9 protein-coding genes and 1 other annotated feature are annotated in these 13,039 nt (G+C 34.5%); of the genes, 5 read left to right on the top strand and 4 right to left on the bottom strand.

The genetic code is table 11. From position 1 onward, the window contains the following. Positions 1–254: 254 nt before the first annotated feature. The gene (locus tag ACFVQC_RS19205; protein WP_002147036.1) at positions 255–845 is read right to left on the bottom strand and encodes a hypothetical protein; all 591 of its coding nucleotides are present in this window, start codon (positions 843–845) and stop codon (positions 255–257) included. A gap of 476 nt (positions 846–1,321) precedes the next feature. On the opposite strand from ACFVQC_RS19205, the gene ACFVQC_RS19210 reads away from it, so the two are divergent. Both ACFVQC_RS19210 and desA read left to right on the top strand, forming a co-directional pair. Beyond that, a complete protein-coding gene (locus tag ACFVQC_RS19210; RefSeq protein WP_377895123.1) occupies positions 1,322–1,477 on the top strand; it encodes a hypothetical protein in 156 nt (51 codons plus the stop codon). Between the two features lie 241 nt (positions 1,478–1,718). Then, complete coding sequence (desA, locus tag ACFVQC_RS19215) at positions 1,719–2,750, top strand: Delta(5) desaturase DesA (RefSeq protein WP_377895124.1); 1,032 nt, start codon at positions 1,719–1,721, stop codon at positions 2,748–2,750. 520 nt (positions 2,751–3,270) lie between these two features. On the opposite strand, the gene proC is transcribed toward desA, so the two are convergent. After that, positions 3,271–4,089, bottom strand: coding sequence for a pyrroline-5-carboxylate reductase (proC, locus tag ACFVQC_RS19220; RefSeq protein WP_377895126.1), 819 nt, complete (start codon positions 4,087–4,089; stop codon positions 3,271–3,273). A gap of 569 nt (positions 4,090–4,658) precedes the next feature. After that, positions 4,659–4,869: a binding site (T-box leader), on the top strand. Positions 4,870–5,165: 296 nt separating this feature from the next. Between proC and proB the strand changes: the two genes are divergently transcribed. Both proB and ACFVQC_RS19230 read left to right on the top strand, forming a co-directional pair. Continuing rightward, positions 5,166–6,269 carry a glutamate 5-kinase gene (proB, locus tag ACFVQC_RS19225; RefSeq protein ID WP_377898943.1) on the top strand — a complete coding sequence of 368 codons (1,104 nt, stop codon included), beginning with the start codon at positions 5,166–5,168 and terminating at the stop codon, positions 6,267–6,269. Between the two features lie 103 nt (positions 6,270–6,372). Continuing rightward, on the top strand, positions 6,373–7,620 hold the full coding sequence (locus tag ACFVQC_RS19230) for a glutamate-5-semialdehyde dehydrogenase (protein ID WP_377898944.1): 1,248 nt from the start codon (positions 6,373–6,375) through the stop codon (positions 7,618–7,620). Positions 7,621–7,709: 89 nt separating this feature from the next. Here the strand turns inward: ACFVQC_RS19230 and ACFVQC_RS19235 are convergent, their stop codons facing one another. After that, complete coding sequence (locus tag ACFVQC_RS19235; RefSeq protein WP_377895131.1) at positions 7,710–8,903, bottom strand: NupC/NupG family nucleoside CNT transporter; 1,194 nt, start codon at positions 8,901–8,903, stop codon at positions 7,710–7,712. A 246-nt stretch (positions 8,904–9,149) separates the two neighbouring features. After that, positions 9,150–10,385, bottom strand: a complete 1,236-nt coding sequence (locus ACFVQC_RS19240; RefSeq protein ID WP_377895133.1) for a helix-turn-helix domain-containing protein — start codon at positions 10,383–10,385, stop codon at positions 9,150–9,152. Between the two features lie 226 nt (positions 10,386–10,611). On the opposite strand from ACFVQC_RS19240, the gene ACFVQC_RS19245 reads away from it, so the two are divergent. Then, complete coding sequence (locus ACFVQC_RS19245) at positions 10,612–12,900, top strand: glycoside hydrolase family 3 C-terminal domain-containing protein (protein ID WP_377898945.1); 2,289 nt, start codon at positions 10,612–10,614, stop codon at positions 12,898–12,900. Positions 12,901–13,039: the final 139 nt, after the last annotated feature.

Consider the following 13,039-nt stretch of genomic DNA (forward strand, 5'->3'; position numbering starts at 1 on the left):
TGCTACTCCTATGGTAAGGTTCGAGTCATTTGAAACAGCAACCTCTATATTGAGTGGTGTTAAAGCGACGTATATGATAAAAAAGATGTATCGCTTGTAAAAAAATTGCATCACCTTGAATGAGCTAATACGACAAGAATCCGTTTCGGGCCTAATTAGGGAATGCAGTATAGATCTGTATATAGTATACAAGCATTCCCTTTCTATAAATAAGGTATGTTTTTAATATAATTAAAAGAAAATTTTTGTGTTCTTTAATATGATGTGACATAATACCAGTTTTTTTCTATTTTTGTGATTTCTTTATATTCATTATTAAAGTCGTATTTGTTTGGTCTAGTATCATTTGGTGTATAAATAAATCCTGAAAAATTATCTAATATACCACGATAAGTAAAAAAGAAAACAGAAATACCATTTTTATTTTGTTGAATAATTACATCCCCACCGTTTTTGGAAGTGGATGCAAACTGTTTAGGTAAATGAATTTGTCTACTATCATAATGAACATTAGGAGTTAACTCTTTATGTTCTATAAGTGCTATAACTTTTTCACGGTCTTCTTTATAGATAATAAAATCTAAATTTATATAAATCTCATTAAATGGTATACATATCCAAGTAATTACTATGATTAATTGAATAATTAATGGTTTCCAATTTTTGTATTTGATAAGATGTATGATTGTGAAAATTAATATTAAGAAAAACAATCCATGAACTATTATTGAAAGAAATGGCATAACAAATGGGGTAAGGAATTCAACTAAATACCATTTGAAAAAATGATAAAGTATAAGAGCGATACCGCTTATTAATGTAATTTTGGTTAAATTCTTATTCAAATTTTGAATCTCCTTTCTATACTAAAAACTATGTGATTTTAGTATGAATATAAAATATATTTTTTCATAAATTTCCCTTGTTTTCATTTTATTAACTTTGCGGGATTAATATTTTGAATATATCATAGATTTAAAATTAAATAAACGGACGTTGAATTTTTATATTTTATATAGAATAACAGTTAAATAAAAGTGAGGGAGGTTTTCAAAATAGACTAGTTTTTTATTTTAAATGTAATTTGATTTGTTTCATGAAATAGATCCGGTTCCGGTAAAATCAGTTGCAACAAGTGAATATTACATTCATTGTGCATGTTATTCGTTTTTTATCGTTTTAGAAAACTGGTTATTGTTAGTTTCCTGACAATGGGGAATTAATAATAAAAAAGAATAAATATAAGCTTGCGTAAATGTTATGGAAAATCAAATCCTTGTTTACATTGAGGATGTCGAAAACAGCTTATGGAGGAGCAACAATGATGAATATTCGTAAAAAGATAATGAGGCTAGCATTAGTGGGAACGATTGTACTAGGTACAGGAAGCATAATGAACGATAACGAGGTAAAAGCTGAGACGAAAAAAGCAGGACAGCTCATTTCTTATTGTGGAAACGGGGCAGTACAGAAGTGAAAAAAACTCTGTGTTTCTTTTTAATTAATATATTTATTGGGAAAAACTTCGAAATTTCCGGCACAAATGCTCCTGCTATCCTATAATAGAAGCTATTTTGGACGTAAGTAATTTGTAAGGAATGAGTAAGAAAAAAGAGATTTTCATAGTATAAAATATTTATTATACCTACGTATAACACCTACTACTAATAATGTGTTATAATACGAATTAGCAACATAAAGGAAAGGAATTAGAAAAAATGACATTACAAAATACTAAAAATTTAAAAAAACAAGTTGCTCCTTTTGAAAAATCAACGGCAAAAAAAAGTGTTTGGCAAATCATCAATACGGTAGTGCCATTTATTATCTTATGGTACCTTGCTTATAAAAGCCTGTCCGTTTCTTATTGGTTAGCATTAGTTCCATCTCTGTTAGCCGCTGGATTTATGACACGGGTTTTCATTATTTTTCATGATTGTACCCATCATTCTTTTTTTAAAAGTCGCCGTGTAAATAGAATAGTAGGGACATGTATGGGTGTTTTAACTTTATTCCCATTTGATCAATGGGGGCATGAGCATTCCGTGCATCACGCTACAAGTGGTAATTTGGATAAGCGAGGTACAGGAGATATTTGGACCCTTACAGTGAATGAATATTTGGCAGCGCCATTTAGACTCCGTTTAGCATATCGTTTATATCGCAATCCATTCGTTATGTTTGTATTAGGTCCGATTTATGTTTTCCTACTTAAAAATAGATTTAACCGAAAAGGTGCTAGAAAGAAGGAACGCATGAACACCTATTTGACGAATGTTTTAATTGTTGCTTTAGTAGGATTACTTTGCTGGGCAATTGGATGGCAATCGTTTCTTTTAGTACATGGTTCCATATTCTTAATAGCAGGTTCAATAGGTATTTGGCTGTTTTACGTACAGCACACCTTCGAGGATTCTTATTTTGAAGAAGATAAAGATTGGGAATATGTGAAAGCGGCAGTGGAAGGGAGTTCGTTTTATAAACTTCCCAAAATCCTGCAATTTCTAACTGGTAATATTGGATTTCATCATGTTCACCATTTAAGTCCAAGAGTACCTAACTATAAACTAGAAGAGGCACACAATAATACGCTTCCTTTAAAAAATGTACCAACGATTACTCTTGCTACAAGTTTGCGTTCAATTCGTTTCCGTCTATGGGATGAGAAAAGTAACAATTTTGTTAGCTTTAAAGACGTCAAAAAATTAGTGAAAAACAATGTTTCTATTCCAGTAAAATCAGAACTATAACTTCACCACATATAACTGACTCCCCTTAATCATTTTCGATTTAAGGGGAGTTTTTGTTTAACTAGTAGATGCACGATATGGAGAAAATTTAAATGATTTAAATTGTAATTGCGGAGGATTAGGAAATAGTAGGTATTAATATAAGGATACAATAAAAATATTATGTTAACAATTTGAGACGATTGATATTACTTTTTTCAATAGATTTATGCTTAGTCTCTGAGTATATTTCATCTGGTGTGCATCATGTCTTACAAGAAACGTGTCTGCAGCAAATACATATGAAAATGATGTTACCTTAATAAATAAAAGTGTATTACGCTATGAAATAAATGATAATAAGAACAGGTGAATTATTTTAGAATAACAAAATACAAAACGGACAAACTCAATTATCCTTGAATTTGTCCGTTCAGTTACTGGTGAAAAAGGAGGAGTATGTAAATGAAATGTGCATATAGTCTAAAACTGTTTAAAGATATGTGAATGTATTTAAAGTAGGTTTCTTTACACTTATTTATTACTTTTTAGTTTGCCTAGATAGTTCAACAGACTTTTGTGTACAACGCTGCATAGCTGAAATGATGGCTGTTCGTAAGCCTTTTTCCTCTAATGTTGCTACAGCTTCTATTGTCGTTCCGCCTGGGGAACAAACCATATCTTTCAATGCACCTGGATGCATTCCGGTTTCTAGTACCATTTTTGCAGAGCCTAACACAGCTTGAGCTGCGAATTTATATGCTTGATTTCTTGGCATACCATCTAGTACAGCAGCATCTGCCATCGCTTCTATAATCATATATACGTATGCTGGCGAAGAACCACTTACAGATGTTACAACATCCATTAATTTTTCGCTTACGATCTCTGTTTGACCAAAACTATTGAAAATGTTTAGTATATCTTCTAAATCTTTTTCTGTAACCATTTCATTAGGACATAACGCAGACATTCCTTCTCCAACAAGAGCAGGTGTATTAGGCATTACTCGTACAACCCTTAACTTTTTATGAAAAGCATCCTCAGTACTTTTAATGCTTTTTCCTGCAGCGATCGTTACGACGATAACATCGTTTTTGATCACTTCTTTTATTTCGTTAATTATTGATGCGTATAGGTCTGGTTTAATTGATAAAATTAAAATATCAGCATTTTTAGCTACTTCATTGTTGTCAGTAGTTGTAGTTAGTCCATATTTTTCACTAACATGTTTTAAATTAGTAGTGTTTAAATCTGAACAAATGATTTCATTTGAAGACACTATATTTTTGTTTATCATCCCGCCAATCATAGCCATTCCCATATTTCCGCATCCGATGAATCCAATTTGTTTGTCCATAATAACTCAATCTGGCTCCTTTTATCATAAATTATATCAATCTGATATCATTATTATTCTAAAATAACAATGATATCTCCATGCAATATAAAGAAACATTTTAAGAGAGTGTGTGCCTTTTTGCAATACAAAATATAAAAAAATTATATTCGATATTAAGTAAGTACACGCATTATATTTAAAGGTTTTATGTTATCCCGCTATTTGTGGACAGTAAAACTCCCACCTCAAAATTCAGGTGGAGCAAAGAAGTTAGGTGGGAGTCGGGCTGACTGTAAACGCCCGATTGGTGAAGGCTAATAATCAGTGGGGGATGAACACCCCCCACTGATTAAAGTTTCACTTTATATACCTTGGTATGGAGAACAATATATGTTATTAATCGCATGAATGGCAGGAGAGATTTTTTAAAAAGATTTTATGTTTATGAATATGAGTATAGTTATATCAATTTTCACTATCATCCAGTATGTCCATAATCTCATACAAGAAACTTGTCGTCATATTCATTTTGCAAAATATCTCTTGACACAAAAACGAAATATATAGCATAATATAAAAAATTAAATTAAAAATCGTTGAAGGGAAATAGTACATATGTCTTCTTGCGAAAGAGAGTGGAATTCACCGGCTGAAAGATTCCTCGTATAGAATGTATCGAACCTATCCCTGAGTCTTAAATGAAAGTTTAGGCGTACGCCTGCGTTATAGGCGCCAAGTGGATATCTATGTATATCAATTAAGGTGGTACCGCGGAACAATGATCGTTTCGTCCTTTTTATTTTATTAAGGGCGAAGCGGTCATTTTTATTTTGCCCTTTAATACTATAGGTGCAGCATTGATGAGGATAGACATAGCTGCAAACTGTATAAATAAAAGTGTAATTTATCCCGCATTAACGGGCAGTAAAACTCCCACCTCAAAATTCAGGTGGAGCAAAGAAGGTAGGTGGGAGATCAACTGCCCATAAATGCCCGATTGGTTCAACTAATAATCAGTGGGGGGATGAACAAAACCCCCACTGATTAAAGTTTCACTTTATAAAAACTTTGATTTTAGACTTGGGGGATAAAAAGTGAAAAAACAACGAATTGTTGTAAAGATTGGGAGTAGTTCCTTGGCAGCGAGTCATGGAGGCATCTGTAAAGAACAACTTTCAGATCACGTTGCCGCATTGGCACGATTGAAAGAGGAAGGGCATGAAGTTTTGTTGATTACATCTGGGGCAGTCGCTGCAGGTTTTTCTGCTCTAGGGTATCCTAGTAGACCTGTGACAATTAAAGGGAAACAGGCTGCTGCCGCTGTCGGGCAAAGTTTATTAATGCAGGCGTACACGGAGGAATTCCGTAAATATGGTATCGTTACTGCACAACTTTTACTAACGAGAAGTGACTTTTCTAGAAAAGAACAATACAGTAACGCTTACGCTACTTTAGGAGAGCTACTAAATCGTTCCGCTCTTCCTATAATCAATGAAAATGATTCCATTTCTTTAGAAGAGCTGACGTTCGGTGATAATGATATGCTGTCAGCTTTAGTAAGCGGACTTGTTTCGGCGGATATGCTCATGATTTTTACAGATGTGAACGGTTTATATGACCAAAATCCTCAGAAAAATGCGGATGCGAAAAAATATCATTTCCTTCCTGAGGTAACGGAAGAAATTGCTTCTCTTGCAGGAGATGCTGGCTCAAAACTTGGGACTGGCGGTATGAAATCAAAAATCGATGCTGCAAAGACGGCACTATCTCTTGGAGTGAGTGTATTTATCGGAACGGGATGTGGACAGGAGAAGTTTTTAGATGTTATGAAGGGAAAAGGTGATGGAACATATATCGGGAATGCTCCTCAAAAAGTGATTAAGATGAACAAGCAATGGATCGCCTTACATTCGCTCGTTAGCGGACAAATTGAAGTAGATGCCGGGGCAGCTACCGCTATCATTCAGCATGGAAAGAGCCTTCTTCCTGCTGGTGTTACAAATGTGTCAGGATTTTTCCAAGTGGGCGAAGTTGTTGAGGTAATCACGCAACAAGGGCGAGTAATAGGAAAAGGACAATGCACATATAGTGCAGAGGAACTAAGGGATCTAAAAGGTATGCAAAGCCAAGATATTCAAGCAAGAGGCGAAAGGCATAGCTATGAAGTCATCCATAGAGATCATTGGGTTTCATTTTAAGAATAGAGACCGTTCTAATTCTAATAAGTAGGATAGTGCATTACTAGCGTTAAAAAGATCTCAAATTTTATACTGATTAACCTTAAAAAAGGAGGAAATAAAAATGAATGAAGTGTTGGCAAAGGGGAAAAAGGCGAAAGAGGTTGCTAGAGAACTTGTGCTTAAATCTACAAATCAAAAAAACGAAGCACTTGCTGCGATTGCTGATCAGTTAATAGTAGAAACAGCTTATATTTTAGAGGAAAACAAACGGGATATTGAAGAAGGTAAGGCGAAAGGATTTTCTGAGTCTCTTCTTGATCGTCTTATGCTGAATGAACAGCGTATCATCGATATGACAGAGGGCATTAAGCAGTTAATTGATTTACGTGATCCTGTTGGAGAATGTGTAAGTGCATGGGAACGACCAAATGGACTATCTATTCAGGAGATGCGCGTACCACTTGGTGTTGTCGGAATGATTTACGAGGCAAGGCCGAATGTGACAGTGGATGCGGCTACAATTTGCTTAAAAACAGGAAACGCAGTAATACTACGTGGTAGTTCTTCTGCTATTCATTCTAACAAAGCCATCGTTAGCGTTATTCACCGGGCGCTCAAACAAACAAGCTTGCCTTCAGAAAGTGTACAGCTCATAGAAGATACAACGCGCGATAGTGCAAAGCAGTTGTTTACATTGAATGAGTACTTGGATGTTCTTATCCCAAGAGGCGGCAAGCAGTTAATAGATACTGTAGTGAGAGAAGCATCTGTTCCAGTACTTGAAACAGGTGCGGGAAATTGTCATGTTTTTATTGATGAAACAGCGGATAAACAAATGGCATTTGATATTATTGTAAACGCAAAAACGCAGCGTCCATCTGTATGTAATGCAATTGAAACGATTATACTTCATGAGAATTGGGCGCAGCAATTTGGTAGCGAGCTGTTTTCTTCCTTGAAGGAAAGAGGCGTGGAGCTACGTGGTGATAAGAAAGCATTGGCAATTGATTCTTCTATTGCATTAGCTTTAGAAGAGGATTGGGAAACAGAGTTTTTATCTCTCACGCTAGCAGTTAAAGTAGTTTCTACAGTAGAAGAAGCGATTCATCACATAAATACGTATGGATCCATGCATTCCGAAGCGATTATTACAGAGAACGAGGAAAATGTCAGCAAGTTTTTCACATCCGTTGATGCCGCAGCGATTTATCATAATGCATCGACTCGTTTTACAGATGGATCTGAATTCGGATTCGGCGCAGAAATTGGCATCAGTACACAAAAGCTACACGTAAGGGGACCAATGGGGCTACCTGCATTGACTTCCACAAAATATGTGATTCGTGGAAGTGGACAGATTCGGAGATAAGAATTATAAAAGAACAATCAAAATAATTTAATGAAGACACCCAATTTAATTCGGGTGTCTTTTGTAATTAAAACGAAATCAATATTCATTTACCATACAAAAAGCCCCACAAGCATAGCACTTAATAAGGAAACAGCCATTCCGCTAACAAGAAGCTTCCAAACATTTTTACCGATTATCGATGATTTTTCTCCGCCAAATAATGAATTGTAAGTTCCGTAGATCATACCTACTGTACTAAAGTTAGCAAAAGAAGCTAGAAATGTAGTTGCAACCGCAATCGTATGCGGCTGTAAAGAATTTAGGTTTGATTTTAAATCCATCATTGCAACAAATTCATTCGTTGTTATTTTTATCCCCATTAATTCTGCTACATACATAGCATCTTTGCCTGATAAACCAAGTAAAAAAGCGAAGGGACTAAAGATAATCGAGAAGATTTTTTGAATTGTTAAACCTGCTACAAAAAAGCTTAAAATACCATTTAAACATGCTGTTAAAGCTACATATCCAATTACCATAGCTAAAATAACGATAACCATATTCATTCCGACTAACATACTGTTAGAAATAGTAGAAAAGAAATCTTTTTTTTCATTTTTTGAAGGTTTATAAATAACATCTTCTTCTTTAGTAACTTCAATAGGATTTAAAACATTGGCTAAAATTAATGCGTTAATACAGTTTAAAGGAATAGCGCTGAAAATATATGTTGCTGGAACCATTGATAGATAAGCACCAAGAATGGATCCGCTGACGCTACTCATACTCATAATTCCAAAAGTCAACAAACGATTTTCTTTTAAAACAGATAATTGATCACGAACAACTGCAAGTGCTTCCGTATTTCCTAAAAACATCATTTGAATGGAAAAGAAGCTTTCTAACTTTGGTAAACGAGAAATCTTTGAAATGATTGCACCTACTTTATCAATAATCCAAGTTAAGACTCCAAAATACGAAAGAATATCAAAAAAAGTGATAACAAAAATGATAGGAAGTAATGCGCTAAAGAAGAAATCAACTGTTTGATTTTCCATAGCTGAAGGAAATGCAAATCGAATACCTTCATTCGCACATGAAAGTAGCCAACTGAAAAATGACGCAATTTTATTAATTATAATACTGCCTAATTTCGTGCCTAACATAAACCACGTAATAAAAAGCTCCAATATTATTAGAATAACGATTGGTCTCCATTTTATTTGTTTTTTATTAGGCGAACATAGAAAAACGATTAATATTACAACAAAAATCCCTAACATATTTAATATGAAATGCATGTCAACAACTCCTTGAGGCTTATTATTTGTATATAAAAAAGCCTCTATTCTTCCAAATTTGGATTATGATCAGAAGTTATGAAGAATGTAAATTATGTTTGGGATTAGTCTATTTCAATTTATGTACTAAAAATTAATGTTTTTTCGCTTTATAAAGGATATGTATTAATAATGTAAAGCAACAAAATAAATCTATTGGTAGAACGAAGGACAATAATTATTGGAAGTATGATAAAATTTTCTAAACTAATAACTGTGTCCATTTTTAAATTGTTTAGGTGAAATACCAGTATGTTTTTTAAAGACCTTTGTAAAATGACTTTGGTCATGGAAATTTAATAGTGTGGAGATTTCTGATATAGAATGTTTTGTATAGGTCATTAAGCTTTTTGACTCATCTATCTTAGCACGCTGAATATATTCGCCTAATGAAATTCCAACTTCTTTCTTGAAAAGGGAAGATAGATAACTAGGATTTAATACGACTATTTCTGCTAGATGGGATAGTGTAATATCTTCGTAAAGATGAGTAAATATATAATTTTGGCATATGTTTATAGGCTTTGAATGTTTTTGCATTTTCCCGTTTTTAACTCGTTCTGAGAACTCAAGTAAAGCATTCTCTAAAAATGGGGAAATGGCTTCACTTTTTTTTATTTCTTCGAGTTTTTGAATTAATAAATCACTGAGGGTATATGCGATTTCAGGGAATAGTCCACCATCTATAGCCGACCTTGTCGCAAGTGTAATTGCTGCGATGGCAGAATTTTTCTGGCTTCGCAGGTGACTTGTTTTTGACAACACCCCAAGATCTCCTGATTCAGGTAATTTTCTTAGATTTTTAATTAAATCATCCTTTTTTCCTTCCTTAATACACTCAAATATTTTCCTTTCAACTAGTGGATCGATATGAGTTAATGTACTTTGACGTTGCTCCGATATATGTATAGCGGGCTGTTCAATCTCAAAATCATCCTTTTTTAACAGTATATTTTTTTGCAAAATATCAGCAATGTCTAATTTTTGTTGATACAGCATGTAATAAAGAACCATGCTTATATTTAAAAATTGCAAATTGCTTAAAACAGGGAGAGATTGATAATAGCGAATCATTTCCTCTTTGTTTATTTTTAGTTGAAGATCATTAACGATTCCTTTAATTGAGGTTTCTAATAACCTGGAATAAAGGACTGGTCCAACGATGATATTCCCGCAAAGTTGATCGTTTAAACGTAAGTTAATTGAGAAAAAATTTTCAAGAAAGGCAGTCTCTTCAAGTACCGGAAAAGTATAGGGTGGATTTCCCTTAAATAGTTGATTAAATAACGCCTCTTTTGAAGAATACAAAGGGTTATGCTGAAAATTGGGCGAGATTTCAAATGCCAAATCCCCTTTGTTATCAATGAAAAAGATAGGTGTTTTATGTATGTCAAAGACTAGCTTACAAATATAATATAAATCTTCAAGTTTGGAGCAATTCATTATTTTAACCTCTATTCTTTAAGCATTAGCCTATATATGTACAAGTTAAAATCCTCTCCTAAGCAAAGGTTTTAAAATAAGAGCGAAAGAGAGTACGGTTTAACCATAAATATAATCAGCTAAAATTTTTACCAATATTCTAAAAAATATACCATAATATCTAAAGAATAATAACTATAATGACATTAAGAAAGCGTTTGCTTAATTATTTTTTAGGAGGGCTATCATGAAAAGAGATATTAAGAAAATCATTTCACAAATGACATTAGAAGAAAAGGCAAGTCTATGTTCTGGATTAGACTTTTGGAATACAAAAGGGATTGAGCGATTAGGAATTCCTTCAATTATGGTAACTGATGGACCACACGGACTTAGAAAACAGGCAGAGGGAGCAGATCACTTAGGGATTTATAACAGTATTCCAGCGACTTGTTTCCCTTCAGCGGTAGGGTTAGCAAGTACATGGAATAAAGAATTAATAAAACAAGTAGGAGTTGCATTAGGAGAAGAATGTCAGGCTGAAAATGTAGGAGTTCTCCTTGGACCAGGTGCAAATATTAAACGTTCGCCGCTATGCGGAAGAAACTTTGAATATTTTTCAGAGGACCCATATTTATCATCACAAATGGCTGCAAACCATGTGAAAGGCGTACAAAGTCAAGGGGTTGGAACGTCATTAAAACATTTCGCTGCTAATAATCAGGAGCATCGCAGAATGTCAGTAGATGCAATTGTTGATGAAAGAACATTGCGTGAAATCTATCTTGCTAGCTTTGAAGATGTTATTAAGGAAGCACAGCCTTGGACAGTAATGAGCGCTTACAACAAAGTGAATGGTGAATACGCTTCGGAAAATAACTATTTATTAAATGATATTTTAAAAGATGAATGGGGATTTGAAGGTTTTGTCGTTTCTGATTGGGGTGCAGTAAATGAGCGTGTTGCAAGTCTAGCGAACGGTTTGGAGTTAGAAATGCCTTCAAGCTTTGGAATTGGTGAGAAGAAAATTGTTGATGCAGTTAACTGTGGTAAGCTATCTGTAGAAAAGCTTGATCAAGCAGTAGAGCGTCTACTTTACATTATTTTTAAAGCTTATGATAACCAATTAGAAAACGCTGTATATAGTAAGGACGCGCATCATCAGCTTGCAAGAGAAGTTGCAAGTGAAAGTATGGTTATGTTACAAAATGAAGATTCCATTCTTCCGCTGAAAAAAGAGGGAACGGTAGCGGTAATTGGAGGGTTTGCAAAGCAACCACGTTTTCAAGGCGGCGGAAGCTCTCATATTAATCCAACAAAGCTTGAAAGTATTCTTGAAGAAATTGAAACGGTATCAGGTGAAAAAACGAACATATTATTTTCCCAAGGCTATGACATTGCCAGTGATGATGTAAATGAAAGCATGGTTAACGAAGCGAAAAAAATAACAGAGCGAGCAGATACAGCGGTCCTTTTCGTTGGACTTCCAGATCGTTATGAGTCAGAAGGCTTTGATCGAAAGCATTTACAGATGCCAGAAAATCACGTGCAATTAATTGAGGCGATCGCTGAAGTTCAAAGTAATATCGTTGTAGTTTTAAGTAACGGTGCTCCAATTGAAATGCCATGGATAGGTAAAGTAAAAGGAATACTTGAAGGCTATTTAGGTGGACAAGCATTAGGCGGAGCGATTGCTGATTTATTATTTGGTGATGTGAATCCAAGCGGGAAATTAGCGGAAACATTCCCGAAAGTGTTAAGCGATAATCCTTCTTACTTAAACTTCCCTGGTGAAGGTGACAAAGTGGAATACAAAGAAGGTGTGTTCGTTGGATATCGTTATTACGATGCAAAAAATATTGAACCGTTGTTCCCATTTGGTTTTGGTTTAAGCTATACAAATTTTGAGTATAGTAATCTTTCAATAAATAAGAAAGAGATAACGGATACGGACACTGTTTCTATCAGTGTTAACGTGAAAAATACTGGTAGTACGGCAGGGAAAGAAATTGTTCAGCTTTATATAAAAGATGTTGAAAGTAGTATGACTCGTCCTGAAAAAGAGCTAAAAGGATTTGAAAAAGTAGAATTGCAGCGGGGAGAAGAAAAAACGGTTAGCTTTACTTTAAATAAAAGATCATTTGCGTATTATAATGTTGAATTAAAGGACTGGCATGTTGAAACAGGTGAATTTGAAATTTTAGTAGGAAAGTCTTCAAAAGAGATCGTTTTACATGATAGCATGTATGTTCAATCAACGACTATAATTCAAAAACCAGTGCATCGTAATACTTTATTAGGGGACATATTTGCGGACCCAATCTTAGCACCAATCGCAAAAGGACTTATGGAAAAAGCATTAAAAGACAGTCCGTTTGGTAGTATGGCTGAAGGGGATAGTGATGTCTCTGAAATGATGGACGCTATGCTGAACTATATGCCATTACGAGCATTAGTGAACTTTAGCGCAGGTGCTTTTACAGAAGAAATGTTAAGTGAAATAATTGGGCTATTGAACGATGCGCAGATGAACTAATAAGTGTGAATGAATTGTATTAATGGGCGGTAAGACTCCTACCTCAAAACTTGGTGAATACGAGGAAGTGAGGCGGGAGATAATGGCCCGGAAATGCCCGGTTGGTTTGGGTTAATAATCAGTGGGGATGGACAAAATC

It is taken from the genome of Bacillus sp. NPDC057893, from assembly GCF_042796455.1.
Classification (GTDB): domain Bacteria; phylum Bacillota; class Bacilli; order Bacillales; family Bacillaceae_G; genus Bacillus_A.

Bases quoted from the DNA above. Each gene is read 5' to 3' on its own strand.
- ACFVQC_RS19210 (WP_377895123.1), top strand. From the start codon at position 1,322: ATGATGAATATTCGTAAAAAGATAATGAGGCTAGCATTAGTGGGAACG.
- desA (WP_377895124.1), top strand. From the start codon at position 1,719: ATGACATTACAAAATACTAAAAATTTAAAAAAACAAGTTGCTCCTTTT.
- proC (WP_377895126.1), bottom strand. From the start codon at position 4,089: ATGGACAAACAAATTGGATTCATCGGATGCGGAAATATGGGAATGGCT.
- ACFVQC_RS19230 (WP_377898944.1), top strand. From the start codon at position 6,373: ATGAATGAAGTGTTGGCAAAGGGGAAAAAGGCGAAAGAGGTTGCTAGA.
- ACFVQC_RS19235 (WP_377895131.1), bottom strand. From the start codon at position 8,903: ATGCATTTCATATTAAATATGTTAGGGATTTTTGTTGTAATATTAATC.
- ACFVQC_RS19240 (WP_377895133.1), bottom strand. From the start codon at position 10,385: ATGAATTGCTCCAAACTTGAAGATTTATATTATATTTGTAAGCTAGTC.
- ACFVQC_RS19245 (WP_377898945.1), top strand. From the start codon at position 10,612: ATGAAAAGAGATATTAAGAAAATCATTTCACAAATGACATTAGAAGAA.